The organism is Microbacterium sp. AC132 (genome assembly GCF_979258525.1).
This window is the reverse complement of record NZ_OZ409862.1, coordinates 3579085-3603761: the sequence shown is the minus strand read 5'-3', so window position 1 is coordinate 3603761 and position 24677 is coordinate 3579085. Positions and strand designations below refer to the sequence as shown.

General features: G+C 66.1%; 19 protein-coding genes and 2 pseudogenes. 14 read left to right on the top strand and 7 right to left on the bottom strand.

The annotated features are described in order from the left end of the window. Nucleotides 1-217: 217 nt before the first annotated feature. Both ACZZZQ_RS17445 and ACZZZQ_RS17440 read right to left on the bottom strand, forming a co-directional pair. Nucleotides 218-1096 (bottom strand): hypothetical protein, encoded by an 879-nt coding sequence (locus ACZZZQ_RS17445; protein ID WP_463508019.1) that lies wholly within the window; start codon nt 1094-1096, stop codon nt 218-220. A gap of 905 nt (nt 1097-2001) precedes the next feature. Further along, nucleotides 2002-3528, bottom strand: coding sequence for a tyrosine-type recombinase/integrase (locus ACZZZQ_RS17440; protein WP_463508018.1), 1527 nt, complete (start codon nt 3526-3528; stop codon nt 2002-2004). A 63-nt stretch (nt 3529-3591) separates the two neighbouring features. Here ACZZZQ_RS17440 and ACZZZQ_RS17435 point away from each other — a divergent pair. Beyond that, nucleotides 3592-4236: pseudogene (locus ACZZZQ_RS17435) on the top strand (DNA-processing protein DprA); the annotation flags it as partial. Nucleotides 4237-4271: 35 nt separating this feature from the next. Continuing rightward, complete coding sequence (locus ACZZZQ_RS17430) at nt 4272-5174, top strand: tyrosine-type recombinase/integrase (protein WP_053095992.1); 903 nt, start codon at nt 4272-4274, stop codon at nt 5172-5174. A gap of 16 nt (nt 5175-5190) precedes the next feature. Here ACZZZQ_RS17430 and ACZZZQ_RS17425 read toward each other — a convergent pair whose 3' ends face one another. Continuing rightward, entirely contained in the window at nt 5191-5718 is a 528-nt protein-coding gene (locus ACZZZQ_RS17425) for a murein hydrolase activator EnvC family protein (protein WP_463497102.1), read from the bottom strand. A 305-nt stretch (nt 5719-6023) separates the two neighbouring features. On the opposite strand from ACZZZQ_RS17425, the gene rpsB reads away from it, so the two are divergent. The 9 genes from rpsB to ACZZZQ_RS17380 all read left to right on the top strand — a co-directional run bounded on the left by rpsB (nt 6024) and on the right by ACZZZQ_RS17380 (nt 12742). After that, nucleotides 6024-6968 (top strand): 30S ribosomal protein S2, encoded by a 945-nt coding sequence (rpsB, locus tag ACZZZQ_RS17420; RefSeq protein ID WP_053095994.1) that lies wholly within the window; start codon nt 6024-6026, stop codon nt 6966-6968. Nucleotides 6969-7012: 44 nt separating this feature from the next. Further along, nucleotides 7013-7840 (top strand): translation elongation factor Ts, encoded by an 828-nt coding sequence (gene tsf / locus ACZZZQ_RS17415; RefSeq protein WP_053095995.1) that lies wholly within the window; start codon nt 7013-7015, stop codon nt 7838-7840. Between the two features lie 90 nt (nt 7841-7930). Then, nucleotides 7931-8647 (top strand): UMP kinase, encoded by a 717-nt coding sequence (gene pyrH / locus ACZZZQ_RS17410; protein ID WP_056278675.1) that lies wholly within the window; start codon nt 7931-7933, stop codon nt 8645-8647. 66 nt (nt 8648-8713) lie between these two features. Beyond that, nucleotides 8714-9268: a ribosome recycling factor gene (frr, locus tag ACZZZQ_RS17405; RefSeq protein WP_053095997.1), complete on the top strand. Its 555-nt coding sequence runs from the start codon at nt 8714-8716 to the stop codon at nt 9266-9268. A 5-nt stretch (nt 9269-9273) separates the two neighbouring features. Continuing rightward, nucleotides 9274-10413: a phosphatidate cytidylyltransferase gene (locus tag ACZZZQ_RS17400; RefSeq protein ID WP_320488199.1), complete on the top strand. Its 1140-nt coding sequence runs from the start codon at nt 9274-9276 to the stop codon at nt 10411-10413. Next, nucleotides 10413-10997, top strand: a complete 585-nt coding sequence (locus ACZZZQ_RS17395) for a DivIVA domain-containing protein (protein WP_072591233.1) — start codon at nt 10413-10415, stop codon at nt 10995-10997. Before ACZZZQ_RS17400 ends, ACZZZQ_RS17395 begins: the two co-directional genes overlap by 1 nt. Nucleotides 10998-11045: 48 nt before the next feature. Then, the gene (locus ACZZZQ_RS17390) at nt 11046-11729 is read left to right on the top strand and encodes an aggregation-promoting factor C-terminal-like domain-containing protein (protein ID WP_320488201.1); all 684 of its coding nucleotides are present in this window, start codon (nt 11046-11048) and stop codon (nt 11727-11729) included. A gap of 9 nt (nt 11730-11738) precedes the next feature. Next, a complete protein-coding gene (locus ACZZZQ_RS17385) occupies nt 11739-12026 on the top strand; it encodes a hypothetical protein (protein ID WP_082297804.1) in 288 nt (95 codons plus the stop codon). A gap of 2 nt (nt 12027-12028) precedes the next feature. Further along, nucleotides 12029-12742 (top strand): alpha/beta hydrolase, encoded by a 714-nt coding sequence (locus ACZZZQ_RS17380; RefSeq protein ID WP_463508107.1) that lies wholly within the window; start codon nt 12029-12031, stop codon nt 12740-12742. Here the strand turns inward: ACZZZQ_RS17380 and ACZZZQ_RS17375 are convergent. Further along, a complete protein-coding gene (locus tag ACZZZQ_RS17375) occupies nt 12739-13800 on the bottom strand; it encodes an AI-2E family transporter (protein ID WP_053096001.1) in 1062 nt (353 codons plus the stop codon). The genes ACZZZQ_RS17380 and ACZZZQ_RS17375 overlap by 4 nt on opposite strands. 179 nt (nt 13801-13979) lie before the next feature. On the opposite strand from ACZZZQ_RS17375, the gene ACZZZQ_RS17370 reads away from it, so the two are divergent. After that, nucleotides 13980-15998, top strand: coding sequence for a glycosyl transferase (locus ACZZZQ_RS17370; protein ID WP_463508017.1), 2019 nt, complete (start codon nt 13980-13982; stop codon nt 15996-15998). Then, nucleotides 15995-16924: a tetratricopeptide repeat protein gene (locus ACZZZQ_RS17365; RefSeq protein ID WP_072591237.1), complete on the top strand. Its 930-nt coding sequence runs from the start codon at nt 15995-15997 to the stop codon at nt 16922-16924. The genes ACZZZQ_RS17370 and ACZZZQ_RS17365 overlap by 4 nt, the downstream gene beginning before the upstream one ends. A 68-nt stretch (nt 16925-16992) precedes the next feature. Here the strand turns inward: ACZZZQ_RS17365 and glgB are convergent, their stop codons facing one another. From glgB to glgX, 3 genes and pseudogenes are all read right to left on the bottom strand, one after another. Next, nucleotides 16993-19197 carry a 1,4-alpha-glucan branching protein GlgB gene (gene glgB / locus ACZZZQ_RS17360; RefSeq protein WP_463508016.1) on the bottom strand — a complete coding sequence of 735 codons (2205 nt, stop codon included), beginning with the start codon at nt 19195-19197 and terminating at the stop codon, nt 16993-16995. Next, nucleotides 19194-21256: pseudogene (locus tag ACZZZQ_RS17355) on the bottom strand (alpha-1,4-glucan--maltose-1-phosphate maltosyltransferase). The gene glgB and the pseudogene ACZZZQ_RS17355 overlap by 4 nt, the downstream one beginning before the upstream one ends. Nucleotides 21257-21332: 76 nt before the next feature. Next, nucleotides 21333-23405, bottom strand: a complete 2073-nt coding sequence (glgX, locus tag ACZZZQ_RS17350; RefSeq protein ID WP_400340975.1) for a glycogen debranching protein GlgX — start codon at nt 23403-23405, stop codon at nt 21333-21335. Between the two features lie 95 nt (nt 23406-23500). Here glgX and ACZZZQ_RS17345 point away from each other — a divergent pair, with 95 nt between their 5' ends. Further along, nucleotides 23501-24676, top strand: coding sequence for a cysteine desulfurase family protein (locus tag ACZZZQ_RS17345; protein ID WP_056278682.1), 1176 nt, complete (start codon nt 23501-23503; stop codon nt 24674-24676). Nucleotide 24677 lies beyond the last annotated feature (1 nt).

Sequence of the window (24677 nt, the reverse complement as noted above, 5' to 3'; positions counted from 1 at the left end):
AAGTAGGTCTTCATCGGGGTGCGCCATTCGGGCGAGTATGACGCAAAGTTCAGCTGCTGCTTGATGCTGTGATCAGCAAAATTGCTCACGCTGAAATCCCAGACGTCATCACGAAAGCGGGGAAGGGAGCTATCGGGGACATCGGGTCTGGTTGGCCGTCTATGAAACACTGGTGCGTCGGGCGAAATCACATCGATAGCCCGAGACTGATGCATGGTCATCGCAGATCCAACTTCCCGTCTAAGAGCAACTCAACAAGATGCTCTTGTTTTGTGGTTGCAAGTGCCGCGTATCTATCGACATCGATCTGCTGTCGCTGCAGCAGATCTGTCAGCTGTTCGTCTGGAATACGGAATCGGGCTTCCCATTCGGCCTCCGACGCGACGCTGCGACGGTCGCGTAGCCTTTGACTGAGCAGCGCCTGTACCGGGAAATGTCTTGGTTCTGATCGGGCGTTCGGGCAACCAAGGCACAGCATGAACGATGCAGTACACGGGCTCCCAGAAGGGCTGTCCGGGCCGTGATGGTTGTCGACGCACGCCGTCGCAACAGTGTCGAGTTGCCCCTGCACGAGCAAGCGCAACTGTTCCTCGCCGATGCCCAGTCGGGCGGCGGCTGGCGCTGGGTCGACGGCGATCGACGCTAGTTCGGATGAGCTGAGGGTTACTACCGCACTCCTTGCTTTCAGGCGGCGTACCTCTTTTTCAAGAGTTTCGGAGACGAGAACGCGACTCTCGCGAACGCTGCTGGGTTCCGTCCTCTGGTAGTGATCTGCGAGCGTGGCTGCGGTGTGGCCGACGGGCTTTTGATGTCGCATCAGATAGAATCGCCGTAAGCGGCGTGCGTCGACTCGCGGCAATTCCGTCCCATCAGGGGCATGCAGAGTCAATTGTTCGAGGATGCCTTGCGGGAGCGGACGAAACGGTGCCGGTGAATTCGGTCCCTTGGGGCTGAAGGCCACAAGGAGAAGATCACTGCCAGCGAAACGCCGCGTGCGACGACAGAGCTCAGTTGCGATCGTGTGGAGCCCGAAGTCTGATTCGAGGTCGAGCTTCCGCGGGAAGATTGGATCGGAGCCAACAAACGCAAGATCCATCTCCGATCTTTCTGGCCCGCGGCGAGGCTTCGACGCGCGAGCGAGGGTCACAGGAGTCTCGTCGCGTTGGTTATCGGCTCGTTGATGCGCTGACGGGAGCCGAAGCACCGTGGTCAAATTTTGCCCAGTCGCGCAGATCATCAGGACTGCAAGTGCAGCGACATCCGAGAAGGAGGGCAATAGATCTCTCGCCGCTTGCGCGGCCCCGACGTCGCCGACGTTGTGGCGAACCATCCCTCGGCGATCGCGAGGTACATCGCCCGACTTGGCGACATGGTCTAGAAGTGCCCCGCGCATTCGGTCGCCGTCAAATGCAGTCGTAGCTCGCGCACGCCAGCCTGCCAGCTCGTTCTCGGCTGCGCGGACCCGCTTCACCGCCTGGCGAACGTGTCTACGAGCCGCCCGGCGTATCTGCCGATACTCAGTTTCAGAGTAGGCACTGACTTTCGTCTTCTCGACGCCGAGCGGAAGCGGCGCAAACAATGCCTCGCGAAATTGAGCGGTTAGCGTCGTTTCCCCACGAAGAAGCCCGCGCCACGAATGAAGTAGAGACAAGCTGTAGCGGCTGCGCATCAAACGCAGCTCGCGCAAGTGGACTGGACTGAGTTCTTGAGGCGATCCGGGAACCGGCGACTCTTTGGAGAGCAGTCGGAGGATGGTTCTAGCGTGGGCGTGGATGGTTTGGGCCGACTCCTCAGTGCGCCGGGTTCCTCCCGGTCCGCACACGCGTGCAAAGCCTTCCGCAAGGGCGAGTTGCATCGGACGCATCCCAGGTAGCGTGTCAAATCTGAAAGTGCGCGCCGCTCCGCCGCCTTCCGGTCGAAATTCGACTGTTAAGAGGTTGCCGTCGTCATGCAGCGCCGGTGGTCGGGAGTAGCCGCCCTCAGGCATCGTAGCGTGCGCCATCATTCCCAGCTCCCGTCGTCCGCAAATCGAACTCGGGGATCCTTCTGGAGTAGACCGAAGAGTGCGTCAGAATCAAGGGCGGTTCGCCCATACTCGAGAAGCAGCTTCGCCTCGAGGTTTCGGAACGGTTCCAAGTAGGTATCCCTTGTCGTGGAGACGTCAGCGTGTCCAAGCATCGTCTGCACAAGTGACCATGTATCTCCAAATTGTTCGCGGAAGTCTCGCTCGTGATCGGCATCCATCACGGATCCTTGTCGTGACCAGATCGTTCGACCAACGGCGAACCAGCGGAGTGCGAAGCTGTGCCTCAGCATGTGTGGGTGGCAGACAAGCCCGTCGATTCCGGCTCGACGAACGCGAGCGTTGGCACGCTCGAAAGACTTGGTCCATGCGCCCTTTCTCCGCGGAGTGCCGTCTTCGTTGAGCCAGAGCATCGCTGGTGCATAGCCACACCCGTTCACAACCAAGAGGCGACTTCGTTCGGCAGGACTGAGTTCATTCAACCGAACTGAGGAAGTACACGACTCGTCTTGGCGATCGCTAAGAATCACTATCTCCTTGCTTCGAACTTCGCGGATGACGTGAGAGAACTGGTCGCTTTCATACAATCCTGCGTCGCGTCCGCGCCGCACTGCTTGAGCTCGCTCAGTTTCCATATACAAGGCAACTGCATCCAGAGCGTCCTCACGAAGCCAGAAGGCATGCCCTCTTCCGCCCTTGGCGCAGGCGTCCCCGAGCCTGAATGTGGAATAGCCACGGCTCGAGCGACAGCTGATTTCTTCGGTAAGAATGCTGCTCCATTCCTGCACTCGAAGCCCGCTGCCGTATAGGCCATCGACGAATGCGGCATCCCTGGATTGAGAACGAGGCCTCCACCGAACTCGCTCCTCTCCGTCCGCCGTTAGACCATGTATCCCCACGTTCCTCCAGCGAGCTACCGCACCGGGTGTCAACCACTTCACCGACGCGCGTCGAACTGCCGTCGGCCTCAAGTCAGTCGTTTCGCCGCCCACCTGGGAAGTGAACGAGGAGCGGGCGCGCGCGTTCGAACTGTTGGATACAAACAGCGGAGGACCGTCTAACCGTCCACGAGCCCATCTATAGAACTCGCTGAGCGCGGCAAGGTCGCTTGCCCAAGACGAGCCGGATATCCTCTTTGGGTTCTCGGCATCGTGCCTACGCCAGAATTTGAAGTCCAGGACGGCCTCCTCGTCTGCGAGGTTCCAGGCCACACCGCGACGGTGCAGGAATTCAACCCAGACTGCAAGTGAGCGTGCGTATCTTCTGTTCGTGTCTTCGGCCCTGTTACGCATCTTTGCTCCAGCGAAGAAGCTGTTCACGGCACTGTGAAGTTCACCGGCTTCGCTGATCAGGAAGGGGCGCGACGCTAGCCGGGTAGGCAAGCGGACCGTCGCGGCACTTCGTTCGGAGAGGTCCAGCGCTCTTGAGAACACCGGCTCATCGATCGTGCGCACGGAGCGCGGTACGAAAAAGAGCTTCCAGAACCGGTCCGCTTGGGTCGTCATGGTGCGAGCATCCCGTAGTGTCGTCGGATCCCATCGCAACACGCAGGAGAGGGTAGAAGAACGTACGGCATCGACGGGGCAGCCCATCGGGCCGCCCTCGGCGTGAGCGGCAAGACCGTAGCCTTCCTCGCCGGGGGAGTCGATCGCGCGTATCCCCAAGGCCATCAGCAACTGCTGCGGAGAATAGTGGAGACCGGAGCCGTGGTGAGCGAAGTGCCCTGCGGCACCGCGCCGACGAAGTGGCGATTCCTCTCGCGCAACAGACTCATCGCCGCTCTCGGCGACGCGACGGTCGTGGTGGAGGCAGGGTGGCGGAGCGGTTCACTGAACACCGCAGGACACGCGGCTGCGCTCGGACGGCCGCTCGGTGCGGTGCCTGGGCCTGTGACCTCCGCATCGTCGGCCGGCTGTCATCGGCTTCTTCGTGAATACGACGCGAGATGCGTCACGACCACCGCCGAGATACGCGAGTTGTGGGGTGACGCCGCACCCGGGACGACCGTTGGCGGAGCCACGGACCCGGATCGGTCTCGGGTGCTCGACGCCCTGAGCAGTCGCTCCGCACGACCCGTTCTCGAGCTGTCCCGAAGATCGGGGCTCGCTCCCGAGAGGATCGGTGCCCTCCTCGGGCTCCTGGAGCTGGATGGGATTGTCACGCGCGTCGAGAGCGGATGGCGGAAACGGCCGGACGGAGAGCGGCGCGGCTGACACCGCGCGTATTCGCGCTCCTGCACACTTGATCCATGCAGTTCCAGGCAGCAGCACACGCCTTCACCGAGCATCTCTCCCGAGTGCGTCGGCTGTCTTCAGCGACTGTGCGGGCCTACCGATCTGATCTCCGTGATCTCGCGGAGACCGTCGGCGATCGCGAGCTCGAAGACGTCACACTCGAGACACTGCGCGACTGGCTGTGGCGCGCGACTCAACGGGGGGACGCGCGGTCAACACTCGCGCGGCGCGCCGCGGCGGCGCGGTCCTTCTTCAGCTGGGCGCAGGAGCAGCAGCTCGTCGCACACGATCCGAGTCTCCGGCTGGTAGCCCCGAAGCGGGGGCGGACGCTGCCCGTCATCGCCTCTCAGGACGCGATGACGACTCTTCTCGAGGCGCAACGGCACGCCGCCGCCGCCGGTGATCCGATCGCGCTCCGCGACCATGCGATTCTCGAGCTGCTGTACGGGGCAGGGATCCGAGTCTCCGAGCTGTGCGGACTCGATGTCGACGATCTGGACCTCGACCGGGGCACGGCGCGCGTGCTGGGGAAAGGCGCGAAAGAGAGGGTGGTGCCCTACGGTGCTCCTGCACGTGATGCCACCGGTGCCTACCTGTCTCGAGGGCGCCCCTCACTCGCCGCACGAGCTGCCCGACCGTCGCCGGCTCTGCTACTCGGCAGTCGAGGCGCGCGGATCGGACCGCGCGCGGTCTATTCGCTCGTCGCCGACGTGCTCGCACCGTTCATCGGGGCGGACACGGTCGGCCCGCATGCGCTGAGACACACTGCCGCGACCCACCTCCTGGACGGCGGCGCGGACTTGCGAGCGGTGCAGGAGATCCTCGGCCATGCGAGTCTCGGCACGACCCAGATCTACACCCACGTGTCCGCCGAACGGCTGACCGCGACGTATCGCCTCGCACACCCGCGCGCCTGAACACCCGGTCACCGATTCATGGGGTCGTGCAGCAGGGGAGCAGCACCGCCCTGGGTACGGCGCCGAAGAGGAGCATCGGGTTGATGTACGCGCCATCCATTCGCACACCGAGGTGCAGAGTGCCGGGCGCCGCGTGGCCACCGGCAGCCACGGTGCCGATCACCTGCCCCGATGAGATCGCGTCTCCCGGCGAGAGCTCGGAGGACAACGGCTCGAACGTCGACACGTAGCCACCGGGGTGCTCGATCGTGATCAGAGGCCTGTCGACGACGGTTCCGCGGAATGCGATCGTCCCGTCGGCGGGAGCGCGGATCACAGCCCCCGGCGTCGTCGCGAGGTCCATCCCTCGATGGCCGGCACCGTACTCGTGCGCGGGAGCGCGATACGGCGACGCGATCGCGCGGCGCTCATCGGTCGGCCAGAGCCAGACGGGATACTTCACACCTTCCGCGGATGACGCGCGCGCACGCGCCGGGATCGGAGCGACGAGAATCAGGACGACCAGCAGAAGGAACGCGATGGTCGCGCGTGCGCGTGAGTTCATGAGGCAATGGTCCGTCGTTCCCGCCGGCGGAGGGACGCGTCATCGCAACCCCCGCGATCCATGTGGGGAAGACATGGCTTCGGTGCATCGTGCAGGAGGAGTGAGGCCGCCGCATCCTGTATGCTGTTGGAGCACCTCGATCTCGGGGTGACTACGCGTGCCCAGAGCGACTTCGGTCGTGGCATCCACTCCCACTGGTCCTGATTCCACTCAGGCGGGTGTGCGCCGGGCACCAGGGAGTTCGGTCGTCCGATCGACTCGACAACCTCAAGGGCGCAGAATCGCGCCGGAACAAGGAGACGACCATGGCTGTGGTCACCATCCGCCAGCTGCTCGACAGCGGCGTGCACTTCGGACACCAGACCCGTCGGTGGAACCCGAAGGTCAAGCGCTTCATCCTCACGGAGCGCAGCGGCATCCACATCATCGACCTCCAGCAGTCGCTCGGCTACATCGACAAGGCCTACGACTTCGTCAAGGAGACCGTCGCGCACGGCGGCACGATCCTCTTCGTCGGCACGAAGAAGCAGGCGCAGGAGATCCTCGCGGAGCAGGCCACGCGCGTCGGCCAGCCCTACGTCAACCAGCGCTGGCTCGGTGGACTCCTCACCAACTTCCAGACCATCGCGAAGCGTCTCGCTCGCATGAAGGAGCTCGAGGAGCTCGACTACGAGAACCCGGCTGCCTCGGGCTTCACCAAGAAGGAACTCCTTCTCAAGAAGCGTGAGCTCGACAAGCTCCACAAGTCGCTCGGTGGTATTCGCAACCTCACCAAGACGCCGTCCGCTCTCTGGGTCGTCGACGCCAAGCGCGAGCACCTCGCCATCGACGAGGCCAAGAAGCTCGGCATCCCGGTGATCGGCATTCTCGACACCAACGCCGACCCGGACGACTTCCAGTACCCGATCCCCGGCAACGACGACGCCATCCGCTCCGTCTCGCTGCTCACCCGCATCATCGCGGATGCAGCGGCAGAGGGCCTGCAGCAGAAGCACAACCCCGAGACGGGTGACGCTGAGCCGCTCGCCGACTGGGAGAAGGAGCTCCTCGAGGCTCCCGTGCAGGAGTCGGCTGACGCCGCAGAGGTCGATGACGCCGCAGCTGACGAAGCTGCCACCGTCGAGACCCCCGCTGCCGACGAGACCGCTGCTGACGAGGCCGGCGCCGAGGCGCACGACGAGGCCATCGCTGCCGCTTCCGGCGAGGAGACCGCTGAGGTCGCCGCCGCCGAGGCAGCAGACGCCAAGTAATTCCGCGACCACCACACACATCACGAAGCAAGGAGCCACCACACATGGCCAACTTCACCATCGCCGACCTCAAGGCGCTGCGTGAGCAGCTCGGAACGGGAATGGTCGACACCAAGAAGGCGCTCGAGGAGGCCGACGGAGACGTCGAGAAGGCCACCGAGATCCTGCGTCTCAAGGGTGCCAAGGGCAACGCGAAGCGTGCCGACCGTTCGACCAGCGAGGGCCTCATCGTCGCTCGCGAGCAGGACGGCGCAGTGACGCTGATCGAGCTCGCCTGCGAGACGGACTTCGTCGCGAAGAACGAGCGCTTCATCGCACTGGCCGACAAGGTCGCCGACGCTGTCGCGGCCGTGAAGGCCGACTCGGTCGAGGCCGGACTCGCTGCCCAGGCAGGCGACAAGAGCGTCGAGCAGGTCATCTCGGAAGAGGCTGCGATCATCGGCGAGAAGGTCGAGCTTCGTCGCGTTCGCACGATCACCGGCGACAACGTCGAGGTCTACCTGCACCGCACGAGCAAGGACCTCCCGCCGCAGATCGGCGTCGTCGTCGCCTACACGGGTGACAACGCCGAGACCGCTCGCAGCATCGCGCAGCACATCTCGTTCGCGAACCCGTCGTACCTGTCCCGCGAGGACGTCCCGGCTGACGCCGTGGAGAAGGAGCGCGAGATCGTCACCGAGATCTCCCGCAACGAGGGCAAGCCGGAAGCGGCTCTGCCCAAGATCGTCGAGGGCCGTGTCTCCGCGTTCATCAAGCAGGTCGCACTGCTCGAGCAGGACTACGCGAAGGACAACAAGCTCTCCGTCGCCCAGGTGGCGAAGGACGCCGGTATCACCGTGACGGACTTCGCGCGCTTCAAGGTCGGCGCGTAACACCGTCGAAGGGGTTCGGATCACATGATCCGAACCCCTTCTTCATGCCCAGAAGGCACTATCTTGAATCGGGACGAGAGGAACACCCCCATGACCGAAGGCAACGGACGCCGTCGCGTTCTCCTGAAGCTCTCCGGTGAGGCGTTCGGCGCCGGACAGCTCGGCGTCAACCCCGACGTCGTCAGCCAGATCGCCCGTGACATCGCCGCGGCCGTCGACCGCGTAGAGATCGCGATCGTCGTCGGCGGCGGCAACTTCTTCCGCGGAGCGGAACTCAGCCAGCGCGGAATGGACCGGGGGCGAGCCGACTACATGGGCATGCTCGGCACGGTGATGAACGCCCTCGCGCTGCAGGACTTCCTCGAGCAGGCCGGAGCGCCGACCCGCGTGCAGTCCGCGATCTCGATGACGCAGGTCGCCGAGCCGTACATCCCGCTGCGGGCCGAGCGGCACATGGAGAAGGGCCGCGTCGTCATCTTCGGCGCCGGAGCGGGCCTCCCGTACTTCTCCACCGACACGGTCGCCGCGCAGCGCGCGCTGGAGATCGGGGCGCAGGAGGTGCTCGTGGCCAAGAACGGCGTCGACGCCATCTACACCGCGGACCCGAACAAGCACGCCGACGCCGAGCGCATCGAGCGCGTGACCTACCGCGATGCCCTTCAGCGCGGCCTCAAGGTGGTCGACTCGACCGCGTTCAGCCTCTGCATGGACAACAACATGGACATGAGGGTGTTCGGCATGGAGCCCGCGGGCAATGTCACGCGTGCGCTTCTCGGAGAGCCGATCGGCACTCTCGTCACCGCCTGAGTCCCTGACGGTGCTCACGCGCCGCGCCCGATAGAATTTCAGAACACCCCGACGATAGGAGTCACCGTGATCGCGGATGTCCTCGCTGAAACCACCTCCCGTATGGCACGAGCGGTCGAGGCCGCCAAGGAGGACTTCTCCACGGTGCGCACGGGTCGCGCCAACCCGCAGCTCTTCCAGAAGGTGCTCGTCGACTACTACGGAACGCCGACGCCGCTCGCCCAGCTCGCCTCTCTGGCGAACCAGGAGGCGCGCACCCTCATCATCACTCCCTACGACAAGAGTGCTCTGAAGGGGATCGAGCAGGCGATCCGGGACATGCCGAACCTCGGCGCGAACCCCACGAACGACGGCAACCTCGTCCGCGTGACGATGCCCGAGCTCACGGCTGAGCGCCGCAAGGAGTACGTCAAGCTGGTCAAGACCAAGGCCGAGGACGCCAAGGTGCACGTGCGCGGCATCCGTCGCAAGGCCAAGGACGAACTCGACGGTCTCAAGAGCGAGCTCGGAGAAGACGAGATCTCTCGCGGAGAGAAGGAACTCGACGCCCTCACGCGCCAGCACGTCGACCTCATCGACGACGCACTCAAGCGCAAAGAGGCTGAGCTCCTCGAGGTGTAGGCGGCATGTCCGACGAACGCACCGATGACGGCACCGACAAGCCGCAGACGCGCCGGGAGGCGCGCGACTCGTCGACCTCGACCGGCGCCATCCCGCTGGTCGACGGCGCCTTCCCGGCGTTCGACGCGACGAGCATCCCGCCACGTCCACCTCTCCCCGCCGAGGAGCGCGCGATGACGGAGCCCCCGTTGGACACAGCTGATCACAACGCGATCAGAGAGCAGTGGCGTGCCGCACGTGACGAGTTCGGGACCCACGTCACGAATGCTCGCGGGCAGCTCGACCAGGCGAACGAGCGCATCAAAGAGCGCACAGGGCGTGACCTGATCCTCGCGACGCTGATCGGGCTGGCGTTCGGCGCAGCCCTGCTCGCCTCGCTGCTGTTCATCAAGGTCCTCTTCGTGCCGTTCGCGTTGGCAGCGGCGCTTCTCGGGGTGTACGAGCTTTCCCTGGCACTGCGCGCGTCCGGACGGCGGATCGACGTGATCGCTCAGTTCGTGGCGGCGACGCTGCTCGTGCTGTCCGCGTTCTTCCTCGACCTGTGGTTCGTCTGGGTGATGCTGTTCTTCGCCGTCGCATTCGTGATCGTGTGGCGGTTGGTCGCCCAGATGGTCGCCAAGGACGGGAGAACCTACGGCGATGTGCTGACGGATGCCGTCATCGGAGGCTTCGTTCAGATCTACGTGCCGTTCCTCGCGGCGGTCGCCCTGATCCTGCTCAAGCAGGAGGGTGGCCAGTGGTGGGTGCTGAGCTTCATCGCCATCGCCGTCGTGGCGGACACCGGCGCGTATGCCGCCGGGCTGGCCTTCGGCCGGCATCCGATGGCCCCGCGAATCAGTCCCAAGAAGACGTGGGAAGGGTTCGGTGGAGCCGTGGTGGGTTCCATCACGGCGGGTGTCCTCCTCGCGATCTTCCTGTTGCATCTGCCGTGGTGGATCGGCGTGATCTTCGGCGTCGCCATCCTGCTGTCCGCGACCCTCGGCGACCTCGGGGAGTCCATGCTCAAGCGTGATCTCGGAATCAAGGACATGAGCTCCTGGCTGCCCGGTCACGGCGGGCTCCTCGATCGACTCGACAGCATCCTTCCGTCGACGGTGCCCGCGCTGTGCCTGTATTTCCTCTTCTCCTCCTGGGTGGTGCTGTGATGGTCTCCGACGACGTGCGAACATCGGACGGTTCGGTTCAGCCTCCGGCCGCGTTCTCTGTGACGACCGGTCGCGTGCGCGGCTATCACCGCGCAGCGGTCGACACGTTCCTGGCAGCCGCTCGGGCTGCATTCGAAGGCGACGCGGACGATCTCGGCGCAGCCGACGTACGGGTGGCGTCCTTCCCGCTCGTGAAGAACGGCTATGTCGTGGCAGAGGTCGATGCGGCGCTCGGGAGAGTCGAGGACGCACTGGCGGCTCGCGCGCGTGACCGGGCCGTCCGGTCGCAGGGCGCGGGGGCATGGGTCGAGCAGGCACGAGACGATGCCCAGATCATCCTCGACCACCTCGCGCGTCCGAAGCGTCAGCGTTTCGCGCGCACGGGCGTCCTCACCTTCGGGTATCGCATCGACGAGGTCGACCATGTGGGCACCCGCATCGCCCGCTATCTGCGAGACGGCGAACCGCTGACGGCCGAGCAGCTGCGTTCGGCGGCGTTCCGCATGCAGCGCGGCGGGTACCGGGAAGAGCAGGTGGATGCCCTTCTCGACGCTACCGTCGATGTGATCCTGGCGGTTCGCTGAGCGTTCTGATGGCCGACTCACGCCTCACGGGGTAGACTGCCACTCATCGTGAACTCCCGAAACGACATCACACCTCATCGCAATGACGTCACGCCGGTGCCTGCATCGGCGGCGCTTTCGGCGCGCAGCGGTAGCCGCCGACGGGGCGTCGTCGGTTTCGTCAGCGCCCTCGCGGTCGTGGGTTTCGCGGCCGCGATGGTCGCCCCGACCGGCGTCGCGCTGGCTCAGCAGCCTGAGACGGAAGGCCCCGAGTCGGCGTACTCAGCGGCGCTCACGGAGACGCAGAATCTCACGGTGACCGCAGAGGGTGCCGCTATCGCACCGGTTCAGCGTGGATCGTTCTCGGTCTACGTGACGCCCAAGCCGACTCCCACCCCGACCCCGACGACCGCGTCGTCCGGGTCATCCGGGTCATCGAAACCCGGTCCCAGCGCTCCTCTGTACTACACCGGCGGGGGAGCCCCTGCGGAGTGGATGGCTGCGGCGGGCATCGCGGAGTCCGACTGGGGCTTCGTCGACTACATCGTCTCCCGCGAGAGCGGCTGGAACCCGAACGCGACGAACAAGTCCTCTGGAGCGTGTGGGCTCGTCCAGGCTCTGCCATGCAGCAAGGTTCCCGGCAATGGCTACGACCCGGTGGACAACCTGCGCTGGGCAACGGGATACGCCACGGGTCGATACGGAAGCTGGGCGGGCGCCCACGCCTTCTGGACGAACAACCACTGGTGGTGAGTCGGCCTCATGGCCCGCTCTCGCAGACGCCGTCCGACGCGCCCTGACACCGACGATTCGCTCGATCGACTCCTCTCGTCCTGGAAGCGCACGGAAGTCCGTCGTGGGTCCGAGTGGACCGTCCAGCCGGTGTCGGCAGCTCAGGCTCTGAAGGAGTACATCTGTCCTGGGTGCGGGCGATCGGTTGTTCCCGGAACCGCTCACCTCGTGATCTGGCGCGCAGACGGGGTGCTCGGTGACGCCGCAGACCTCGCGGCACGCAGGCATTGGCACACACACTGTTGGAGGATTGCGTGAGCATGGAGATCCGTGGACCGATCGAGCTGCCTGCGCGGCGCGAAGACATCGCACTGGAGACCGCAGACGAGCTGACACTGGTCGGAGAGCTGGCGATTCCCGAGTCGTCGGCGCCCGTGGCCACGCTCGTCACGCTGCATCCTCTCCCGACGGCCGGCGGGTTCATGGACTCGCACATCATCCGCAAGGCTGCCGCCCGTCTGCCTGCGCTGGCGGACCTCGCTGTGCTGCGCTTCAACACGAGAGGGACGACCTCTCCGCGTGGCACCAGCGATGGCGCGTTCGATGGGGGAGAGGCGGAGCAGTTCGACGTCGCGGCGGCGATGGGCTTCGTGCGCGAGCGCGGTCTTCCGCGCCCATGGCTGCTCGGCTGGTCGTTCGGCACCGAACTCGCGCTGAAGTACGGTCGGGAACACGATGTCGAGGGGATCATCCTCCTGTCCCCGCCACTTCACCGCGCCACAGACGCCGAGGTGGCGGAGTGGGCCGACTCCGATGCTGACGTCGTGGTGCTGGTACCCGAGCTCGACGACTACCTCCGCCCGGCCGAAGCACGCGAGCGCTTCTCCGCGATTCCGCATGCGAAGCTGATCGCCGTCGAGGGTGGCAAGCACCTCTGGGTCGGGGAGAGCCAGACTCGGAGAGTCCTCACCGAGATCGTCGCTGCCGTGAACCCGGCAGCTCTTCCGCTGCCGACGGAGTGGCCCGCCGACTAGAGCTCGTTCATGCGAGGGATCAGCACCTGCCGGTAGAGGATCAGGATGCTGGCCGCCACCGGAATCGCGATCAGCGCGCCGAGCAGCCCCAGGAGGCTTCCGCCCGCCAACGCCGCGACGACGACAACCGCTCCGGGTACGGACACGGCCCGGCTCATGATGCGCGGCGAGATCACGTACGCCTCGATCTGCATGTAGATGAGGTAGTAGATGGCGGCGGCGATCGCTGTCGCCGGTGATCCCAGGCCGGGGATCAGGCACACGAGCACGATGATGGTCGACCCCGTGAGGGTGCCGACGAGTGGAATCAGTGAGAAGAAGAAGGCGACGACGGCGAGCACGGCCGGGAACGGCGCATCGATGATCGTGAGGAAGATCATGCTCAGGATGCCGTTGATGACGCCCTGGGAGACCTGGCCCATGACGTAGTAGCCGACCGAATCGGTGATCTGCTCGGCCAGGTCGATGAAGCGCTCGCGCTTGGATGCAGGAGCGAGCTGGTAGACGGCGCGCTTGAGCGACGGTGTCGAGGCCGTCAGATAGATCGTCAGGATGAGGATGATGAACGCGCCGAACAGTCCGCTCAGCAGTGCCCCGCCGGCGGCGAGCACGCCCTGCCCGATGGACCCCCCGATCTGGGCGAGGTTCGTCTCCAGCCAGTCGGTCACATAGGCGAAGACGTCATCCACCTTGAGATTGGGGAACGTGTCGACCATCCACTGGCGCAGGTCGAGGAGAAATGTCCCGCGTTGGACGATGGCCGTGATCTCGGCGATGAGCTGCGAGATCTGGTCGACCAGCACGGGGATGACGATCAGGATGATCCCGGCGAAGATCCCGAGCACCGCGAGGATCGTGATGAGCACGGCGAGCCAGCGGGGGAGACGCCTGCGCTCGAGGAAGGAGACGAGCGGGTCCAGGCCGAGACTGAGGAAGAGAGCCGTACCGACGTAGAGCAGCACGGTCGACAGGCTCTCCACGCTTCCGATCAGCAGGATTCCCAGTCCCACGCCGAGCGTCGCCACGAGGGCGGTGCGGAACGGGTTGTGGATCTTCATCGTTGCTCCTCGGAATGGGGGACTCTGCAAGCGTATCCACCGCACCACGACCCGCCGGGACGACGTGCCGCACGTGGTGCCGCATGCCCCTCGTGGGCAACACACAGGTGATTTCGCTAGTCTGAAATGTCGAGTGTTGCGACTCGGGCGTGCGTCCGGGCCGTGTGAGGAGACTATTCGTGCGTTTCGTATGGGCCGTCGTGGCCTTCGTGCTGGCTGCGGGACTGATCGCTGCGGGCATCGCGCAGCGAACCATCTTCATGGGTCCGTCGACTCAGGAAGTCTCAGTCGCTGCAGAGGAACCCGCCCCGTTTGTGCTGATGGACGGCGACGTCCTTCGTGAGCACCCGGGATCTCAGACCTTGCTGGTGCGCGGAGAGGGCGAGATCTTCGCCGCCTATGGCCGCACCGCCGACATGGAAGCGTGGCTTGCCGACTCGTCGTACAACCGCGTGACGGTCGGCGACGACGGTGACCTGGAGGTCGAGCTGGTCCCCGCCGGATCAGCACCGGAAGGTGATGGGGCCTCCGAAACCCCCGCCCCTGCCGAGACCCCGGCCGCGGCCGAGACTCCGGCACCGGCGGAGACGCCCGCCGAGGGCGATGCAGCCGCAGAGCCGGGCCGCAACCCCGCCGGCTCCGACCTCTGGCTGGACTCCTTCACCGAGACCGACACACTCATCGCAGACAACATGCAGTTGCCCGAGGGCGTGAGTCTGATCATCGCGTACGACGGCACCGCCGACGCACCGGACGACATCGTGGTGTCCTGGCCGCTGGACACGTCCACCCCTCTCGCCGGACCGCTCATGGCGGCGGGCGCGGCGATGCTTCTCGTCGGACTCGTGCTCTACGTCCTCGCGATCCGGCACCAGCGTCGCGGGCGAGGACCGCGGCGCAAGGGCCCCGGCCCCCTTCCGGCCACCGAGCCGATCGACGTGGCTCAGCTGCCGCCATCGGAACGCGCGGCGATCGACGACACCTCGACCACCGCTGCCGGGGATGAGCCCGGTCGGACCGGCGCAGACTCTGACGCGGCAGCCGCCGGTGACCCGGGGGCAGTCGACGCCGCCGGTCTGAAGAACCCAGACCCCGATCGGAAGACGGAGATGCGTGCGCGACCCGTGAACCGTCGACGGCGCCTGCTCGCGGTCCCCGCCCTCGCCGTGACCGCGTTGCTCGCGAGCGGCTGCTCGCCTGACTCATGGCCGCAGCTCGGAGAGGGAACGCCCTCGCCGTCTCCCAGCGCGACGGTGATCGCCCCGGACAATCAGAAGCCCCCGGCAGTGACGGAGGCTCAGGCGAAGCGGATCCTGCAGGAAGTGTCGACGACCCTGTCCGACGCGGACGCGTCGATGGACATCGCTCTGGCCGGCACTCGTCTGGACGGCCCGGCGCTCACGGCTCGCACCACCGAGTACGCGCTTCGGACAGCTCTTCCGGAGACCGCACCGCCCGCCGCACTCCCGACCGATGACGTCGAGGTCGTGCTTCCCGAAGCCACCGACCGGTGGCCGCGCACGGTGCTCCTGCTCTCGAAGAGCGCTGACGACGACACCGTTCCCCCCGTCATCCTGACCATGACGCAGCAGGATCCGTGGTCGAACTACAAGGTCACGAACATGGCCGAGATGTCTGCGGATGCCGTCTTCCCCGACGTGGCTGCAGCGTGGCTCGGCACCTCGCTCGTTCCCGACGATTCCGCATTCCTCAGCATCCCGCCGGGAGAGCTTGCGGAGACCTTCGCCGACGTCGTCGACGCGGGCGAGGCCAGCCCTTCCTACGGCATGTTCGACGAGATCTCGCAGAACCTCGCCCAGTCGATTCGCGACAGCCGGCAGGCGGTCGTGCAGACGCTGGCGGACAACGGAGCGGCGGAGACTTCTCAGACCGCCTTCGACATCCTCCCGGCCGATTCCGAGCCGGTCTCGATGACCACGCTGGACAGCGGTGCGATCGTGGCCGTCTCGCTCATCGACACCGAATCGGTCACCCCGACGTCACCGGACGCCGTCATCCGACTGGAAGACGCGAATCCGCAGGCGAAGGCGCTGACGGGTGTCACGGAGTCCGCGAAGGGCTTCACGACCAAGTACGAATTCCAGCTGTTCTTCTCCGTTCCCGCGCAGGGCTCGACGGAGCAGATCCGACTCATGGCGGTCCGACAGGACCTACTCTCCGTCGAGGTGATCAAATGACCGATATCTCTCCCGCCGCGCTCCGTGGAGCCGTCGACCTCTCCTCTCTGCGAAACCGGCCCGCGGCTGCTGCCGCCGGAGCGCAGAGCCCTGCTCCCGGGGCCGTGGACATCGTCGTCGATGCGACCGACGAGTCGTTCGGTCAGATCCTCGAGCTCTCCCGGACAGTGCCGGTGGTCGTCGACCTCTGGGCCGAATGGTGCGGGCCGTGCAAGCAGCTGAGCCCCATCATCGAGAAGGTGACGCGTGAACTCGGCGGCAGGGTGCTTCTCGCGAAGGTCGATGTCGACGCCAACCCGCAGCTGGCCCAGGGATTCCGCGCGCAGTCGATCCCGATGGTCGTGGCACTCATCGCCGGTCAGCCGGTTCCGATGTTCACCGGTGCAGTGCCCGAGCAACAGGTCAGAGAGGTCTTCGCGCAGCTGCTTCAGCTCGCTGCTCAGAACGGGGTGACGGGCACGTTGAACGTCGGAGAGGCGCCCGAGGGCGAGCAGACGCCGGAGGAGCCGCCGATGCCGCCGCTGCACGCGGAGGCTTTCGCCGCGATCGAGAACGGCGACTACGCCGCGGCGGTCGTGGCATACGAGAAGGCTCTCGCGGAGAATCCGCGCGATGAGGATGCGATCGCAGGCCTGGGCCAGGTCCGTCTGCTCGACCGCGTCCAGAAACTCGATCTCCAGGATGCTCGGGCCGCGGCCGCAGCCGGACCCCTGGACATCCAGGCCCAGTTCGATGTCGCCGACCTCGACCTCGCGGGAGGCCATGTCGAAGATGCGTTCGGAAGGCTTCTCGACCTGTTCGCCCAGCTGCCCTCGGATGAGCGAACGCCCGTACGGGAACGTCTTCTCGAGCTGTTCGGCCTGATCGGCGTCGCAGATCCACGCGTCATCACCGCGCGCAACAGACTGTCTTCACTGCTGTTCTGAGCTGAGAGTGCAGCGAGACGGCCCAGGCTCTGTCGGGCCGGGGCCGTCTCGCTGATCGGCAGAGGCTGTCAGCCGCGGCTGATCGTGGGCACGTGCGGGTCGCTCTCGTGGCGCAGCCAGATGGTCGACAGTGCGGGAACCGTGATCGTCGCCACGGCCGGTCCGTCGTCCTCCGAGTGCGCGACGACCATGCCGAGATTGCCGGATCCGCGACCGCCGTATTCTGCGGCGTCCGTGTTGAGGATCTCCTGCCACACGCCGGGGATCGGCAGCGCGAGGCTGTAACCGCTGCGCTCGACGCCGGCGAAGTTGCTGATCACCACGAGACGGCCGCCATGTGCGTCGCGGCGTTCGAAGGCGATGACATTGGGATCCCAGCTCGGGGCGCCGAGGCGTGAGAACGAGGATCCGTCGTTGTCCCGCTCCCAGAGCGGGGCCTGAGCGCGATAGGTGCGGTTGAGCTGTCCGACGAAATCCTGCAGCTGCGCGTGCGACGGCTGGTCGAGGAGCCACCAGTCGAGCTGGCGGGATTCCGACCATTCGGCGAGCTGCCCGAACTCCTGCCCCATGAAGAGGAGCTTCTTTCCGGGGTGACCCCACATGTATCCGAGGTATGCGCGGACATTGGCGAGCTTGTGCCAGTGGTCGCCGGGCATCTTCGAGACGAGGCTGCCCTTTCCATGCACGACCTCATCGTGGCTGATCGGCAGCAGATAATTCTCCCCGAACGCGTAGACGAACGAGAAGGTCATCTCACCTTCGTGGTGCGCGCGATACATCGGGTCTCGTTCGATGTACTGGAGGGAGTCGTTCATCCAGCCCATGTTCCACTTGAACCCGAAGCCGAGACCCGCGTGGTCGGTGGGTGCGGTCACACCGGGGAAGCTCGTCGATTCCTCAGCGATCATCAGCACGCCGGGGTGCAGGCGGTAGGCGGTCGCGTTGACCTCCTGGAGGAAGCGGATCGCTTCGAGGTTCTCCCGGCCCCCGTGGATGTTCGGCTCCCATTCGCCTTCCTTACGCGAGTAGTCGAGGTACAGCATCGACGCCACGGCATCCACTCGCAGGCCGTCGACATGGAACTCGCTCAGCCAGAACAGTGCGTTCGCGACCAGGAATCCGCGCACCTCAGGGCGACCGTAGTCGAAGATGAGCGTTCCCCAGTCCTGATGCTCACCGCGACGAGGGTCGGGGTGCTCGTACAGCGGCTGTCCGTCGAACCTCGCGAGGGCGAACGCGTCTTTGGGGAAGTGCCCGGGCACCCAGTCCATGATCACGCCGATTCCGGCCTGATGCAGCTGGTCGATGAGGTATCGCAGGTCATCCGGGCTGCCGAAGCGACTGGTCGCCGCGTAGTACCCGCTCACCTGATAGCCCCAGGAGCCGCCGAACGGATGCTCGGCGAGCGGCATGAACTCGATGTGCGTGAAACCGGCCTCGGTGACGTGTGCGATCAGCGGTTCTGCGGCATCGCGGTAGCTCAGGCCTCCGCGCCAGGAGCCGAGGTGCACCTCGTAGACCGACAGCGGCTGAGCGACCGCGTGAGTCGCTGCCCGGCGGGTCATCCACGCGCCGTCTGACCATGCGTAGTCCGACCGCGTGACCACCGACGCGGTCTCGGGCGGCACCTGCGCGGCCTGCGCCATCGGGTCTGCCTTGAAGATCCAGGAGCCGCCGCGGGTGCGGATCTGATACTTGTATGTCGTTCCGACGGCGAGATCGGGGATGAACAGCTCCCAGACGCCACTCACGCCCATCGAGCGCATCGCGTGCGCTTCGCCGTTCCACCCGTTGTGATCTCCGACGACTCGCACGGCTGTGGCGTTCGGGGCCCAGACGGCGAATGCGACGCCGTCTTCGCCGTCTGCGACCGTCGCGTGCGCACCCAGCACCTGCCACAGCCGCTCGTGCCGCCCTTCGGCGATCAGATGGAGATCGACGTCGCCCAGAGTCGGGAGGTGCCGGTACGGGTCGCCGGTGATCGTCTCGTCGTCGTCGCCGTACGCGGTGGCGATGCGATACGCCACCGGGGCACCGTCGTGCTGGGCCTCCCAGATGCCGTGTGCGACGTGATCGAGCTCCAATCGGCTCCCGTCCTCGAAGACGGCTGCGACCGAGGACGCGAGAGGTCGGCGAGCGCGGATCACCGTGACGGTCCGGTCACTCGTATCCGTGAACGGGTGGGAGCCGAGCACTGCGTGCGGGTCGTGATGGGCGCCGGCTGCGACAGCCGCCCAGTCCGGTGATGTAGTGGCATCTTCGACGTAGCTCATGCTCGTCTCCTCACCTTCAGAATGTGCACCGGCTCGGCGAAGGCGTCGAGGCGCACGTAGTTGTGATCGGCCCACGTCCACACGGCACCGGTCAGGAGGTCCTCCACCTCGAACGGCTCGCCAGGTGGTACGCCCCAGATCGTGGTGTCGAGGTGCACGGTGGTCTCACGCACGGAGTGCGGATCGACGTTGGCGACGACGAGGATCGTATCGGAGTGGCCCGTGCCGGTGAACGCCGCATCGAGGTGCTTGCTGTAGACGAGCACCGAGTCGTCGTCGCTCCAGTGCACGGAGAGATTGCGGAGCTGTCGAAGAGCCGGGTGCTCACGGCGGATCTCGTTCAGTCGGCGCAGGAGAGGCGCAAGCGAGTCACCCGATGCCTCCGCGCCCTCCCAGTCCCGGAACTTGAACTCGTACTTCTCGTTGTCGATGTTCTCCTCGGAACCGGGCCTCGCCACGTTCTCGAAGAGCTCGTACCCGGCGTACACGCCGTACACAGGGGCGGCGGTGGCGGCGATGCAGGCGCGGATCCGATAGGCGGCGCGGCCGCCGAACTGCAGGTACTCCGTGAGGATGTCGTGCGTGTTCACGAAGAGATTCGGCCGCATGTAGTCGCTCGTCTCGTGCGAGACGCTGGTGAGGAACTCCTCGAGCTCCGCCTTGGTGTTGCGCCAGGTGAAATAGCTGTAGCTCTGTTGGAACCCCACGGCCGCGAGCGCACGCATCACGGCGGGTCGAGTGAACGCCTCGGCCAGGAAGATCACGTCCGGGTCCTGGGCGTTCACGGTCGCGATGAGCCATTCCCAGAACTGCAGCGGCTTCGTGTGCGGGTTGTCGACGCGGAAGATCTTCACGCCTTCGCGAACCCAGTGCTGCACGATGCGGAGCATCTCCTGGTAGATACCGGCGGGATCGTTGTCGAAGTTCAGCGGGTAGATGTCCTGGTACTTCTTGGGCGGGTTCTCTGCGTAGGCGATGGTGCCATCCGGGAGAGTGGTGAACCACTCGGGGTGCTCGTCGACCCACGGGTGGTCCGGAGAGGCCTGCAGCGCGAGATCGAGAGCGACCTCCAGCCCTTCGTTCTTCGCCGCCCTGACGAATGCGCGGAAGTCGGCCGGCTTGCCGAGCTCCGGGTGGATCGCGTCGTGGCCGCCGTCAGCGGAGCCGATGGCATACGGTGAGCCCGGATCGCCTGGCTCCGTCGTCAGAGTGTTGTTGCGTCCCTTGCGGTTGGTCGTTCCGATCGGATGGATCGGCACCAGGTAGATGACGTCGAAGCCCATGGCGGCGACAGCGGGAAGACGTTTGGCGGCTGTCCTGAACGTACCGCTCTTGACAGTGCCGTCCCTCAGGCGTTTCGCGCCCTCCGAGCGGGGAAAGAACTCATACCAGGCCCCGACGCCTGCGGCGGTCCGCTCCACGAGCAGAGTGTGCGTGGCAGATGCTGAACGCAGCGTCATGAGAGGCCGCTCATGGAAGAGACCGCCCAGCTCGGCGTCGGTCGAGACCGCGGTGGTGGTCTCTGCATCGCCCCCCGCCAGTGCGGTGGCGAGTTCGCTGATGCGTCTGCGCTGAGCCGCAGGGCGATCCTTCTCTTCGCTGCGCGCGCGAGAAGTTCGGCGCCGAGGGCTGCCATGACCGGCACATCGACGCCTGCGGCGACCTTCACTTCGGCGGCGTGCGCCCAGGTCGCGAAGTCGTCGGAGAACGCCTCGAAGCGAAACGTCCACTGTCCCTGCATGTCCACAGCGACCTCCGCTGCCCAGCGATCGCTCCCATCGAGCAAGGGCGTCAATCGGTGCAGGGACTCCTCGCCGTTCGGGGCCGTCAACCGGAGCTGCACCCCGATCAGGTCGTGCCCTTCACGGAAGGCGACGACGCTGAACGGCACCACCTCGCCGACGAACGCCTTGGGCGCGAAGCCTCCGGGGACGGACGGTGCGCCGCCCACCAGAGGAATTCGCGTCGCGACGAGTCCGTCGCCGTCCGAGACGGCGCCCAGCGGGCGCGACGGGATCTGCGCGGGGCTTCGGAGAGCCTTCGGACTGATGCTGCTCATACGTGCGGCCACCCCCCGAATGTACCGCTCGCGGCGTGAAGCGGGTAGCTCGCGGAGGGCCCCGGCGCGCCGCCGTTCATTCCACGCGGAAGAGTCGCATGGAGGTGCCGGGGATGGGCAGGACGTCGCCGGGGGCGAACACCTCGCCGCCGTCTTGCGGGCGGTCGTCGGCGCTCGACCACAGCGAGACGAAACGCGTCGCCTCCTCGAGGTCGTCGGGCAGACGCACGTCGATGGGCGACTCCGTCCCGTGCACGATGAGGAGGATCCGATTGGCCGATTCGCGATCGGGGGTCGAGGCCGCCACATACTGCAGAGTGCGGTTACCAGGGTCCGTCCACTGCTGGCTCTCCATCGTCTCGCCGTTCTGGTCGAACCAGTCCATGACAGAGGCGTTGGGGATGTGCTCACCGAGTCGGGCGTACCGGCTCGGACGCAGGGCGGGATTCTCGGAACGGAGCTGGATGAGTCGAGCGACGTGTGCGCGCAGGTCCTCCTGCCACGGTTCCGCGTCCCAGCCGAGCCACGTCATCGACGAATCCTGGGCGTAGGCATTGTTGTTTCCGCGTTGCGTCCGACCGACCTCATCGCCGGCCGTGAGCATGGGGATCCCGGCGGACAGCAGCAGGGTGCCGAGCAGGTTGCGCATCGCCTTTCGCCGGGCAGCGAGGATCGCAGGGTCGTCGGTCGGCCCCTCGATACCGTGATTGAAAGCCCGATTCATGTCGGCACCGTCGCGATTCTGCTCGCCGTTCGCCTCGTTGTGCTTGACGTCGTACGACACGAGGTCGTGCATGGTGAATCCGTCGTGCGCGGTGACGAAGTTGATGCTGGCCAGCGGCCCCCGAACATCGGCGAAAGTGTTCGACGAGCCGGCGAGACGCGTCGCGAAGCCCCCGATGCCGACCGGAGCGGACGCACGACGCGCATAGTCGATGTCGCTCAGCCAGAAGTTCCTGACCCGGTCGCGGTAGCGGTCGTTCCACTCCATCCAGCCGTTCGGGAAGTTGCCGGTCTGCCAGCCGCCCATACCGACGTCCCACGGCTCGGCGATGAGCTTGGTGTCGCGGAGGATCGGATCGTTCGCGATGGCGGTGAGAAGCGGGTGCTCGGGCGTATAGGTGTGCGAGCCGTCGCGCGCGATCGCGGCCGCGAGATCGAAGCGGAATCCGTCGATCTGCATCTCCTGCGCCCAGTAGCGCAGCGAGTCGAGCACGAGGCGCGCTCCGGCATCGGTCGAGGTGTCGAGCGTGTTGCCGCAGCCGGTCGTGTCGATGTACGCGCCTGATGCGTCTTGTCGGTAGTAGCTGGCGTTGTCGATGCCGCGCAGACTGGACCGAGGTCCACCGAGGCCCTCTTCCGACGTGTGGTTGTACACGACGTCCAGGATGACTTCGAGTCCGGCTTCGTGCAGCAGTCGCACCATGCCTTTGAACTCGGCGAGAACGGCCTCGGGGCCGCCCTTGCGTGCGTCCTCCGTGGCGTAGGCGTTGTGCGGTGTGAAGAAGTTGAGGGTGTTGTAGCCCCAGTAGTTCGTGAGGCCGCGCTCGAGCAGGCGAGGCTCCGGAACGAACGCCTGGACGGGCAGGAGCTCGATCGAGGTGATCCCGAGCGAGTGGAAGTACTCGATCATCGCGGGATGCGCGAGTCCGGCGTATGTGCCGTGCAGCGCCGGGGGCACATCGGGCTGACGCTTGGTCAGCCCCTTCAGGTGCCCTTCGTAGATCACGGTGCGGTCGAGCGGTATCCGTGGCTTGACGGACTCTCCCCAGTCGAACCCGTCGACGATCACCACGGAGCGCCACTCCTCGTAGCCGTCGCCCTGCGCGAGACCGCGAGAGTAGGGGTCGAGGAGCAGAGTCTCGGGGTTGAACGTGTTCCCCGGCCCGTGTGGCCCTCCGACGCGGATCGCATACCGGGTGCCGGGCTGGAGCAGTTCTGTCGTCACCTCCCAGATGCCGCCGGGAAGGCGTGCGAGATCGACCTGGTCGATGACCCAGTCGAGGTCGGTGGCATCGAAGACGACGAGTTCGATGGAGGACGCGTTCTGTGACCAGACGCGGAGGGTTCCGACGCCGTCGTGAAGGCGCACACCGAGGTTGTCGAGTGCAGTACCGCCGGGCACGGTGATGTCTCGGATCGCGGGCATGAGTACACCATAGAGGTCTGCGCTCGGGTCTCAGGACAGCATGCACTCAGTTCCATGTGCACGCCACTGCGCGGAAAATGGGGGAGAGTGGAGGGATGCAGCACTATCTCGACCACGCCGCGACGACGCCGCTGCGTCCCGAGGCGCGGGAGGCGTGGCTCGAAGCGAGCGAGATGGTCGGGAATGCGTCATCGACGCACGGTGCCGGCCAGGACGCGCGGCGCCTGCTCGAGGAGGCACGCGAGCGCTCGGCCGCAGTGCTCGACTGCGACCCCATCGAGGTCGTGTTCACCTCCGGGGGTACGGAGTCGATCAATCTCGCGCTTCAGGGGTTGTGGCAGGCGCGGCCGGCGGAGTCGGATGCCATCGTGATGCCGGATGCCGAGCACCACGCGACGATGGACACCGTCGAGGCCCTGGTGGCGGCAGGGGCGGTGCTGCGCGCTGTTCCGGTATATCGCTCGGCGGCCATCGACGTGGACGAGTTCACTGCCCAGCTTCCGGGCGCGGCGCTGGCGACCGCGCTCGTCGCCAACAACGAGGCCGGGACGATCAACGACGCCGCGATGCTGGCGTCGTCGACCGCGCAGGCGCTCGTTCCCCTCCATCTCGATGCGGTCGCGGCCCTCGGCCACCTGCCTCTGTCGTTCCGCGCGCTGAGAGGCGATGCGCCCGACTCGGTCGGTCTTGTCGCGATGAGCGTGGCCGGACACAAGATCGGTGCGCCGGTCGGCGTCGGAGCCTTGGTGGTCGCTCGCACCGCGCGGCTCTCCGCACTCCTTCGCGGCGGCGCGCAGCAGCGCGGACTTCGCGCCGGAACGCAGGACGTGGCCGGTGCCGCGGCCTTCGCCACCGCGCTCGAGCTCGCCGAGTCGGAGCGAGAGACGGAGACCGCGCGGCTGGCGACGATGCGCGACCGGCTGATCGACGGCATCCTGGCGCGGGTGCCGCAGGCCGAGCTTCTGGGAGACGGCTCGCGACGGCTCCCCGGCAACGCCCACATACTGTTTCCCGGAGCGGTGGGGGAGAGCCTGCTCTTCCTTCTCGACATGGCAGGCATCGCCGCGTCGACCGGGTCGGCCTGCCAGGCGGGTGTGGCGGAGCCATCGCATGTCGTGATGGCGATGGGGCGCAGTGAGCAGGACGCGCGCAGCGCGCTCCGATTCACGCTGGGACGCACATCGACGGACGCAGACGTCGATGCCGTCCTCGCATCCATCGGCGAGGCCTACCTGCGGGCTTCCGGCTCCGGCTCAGCCGCACGCTCGTAGA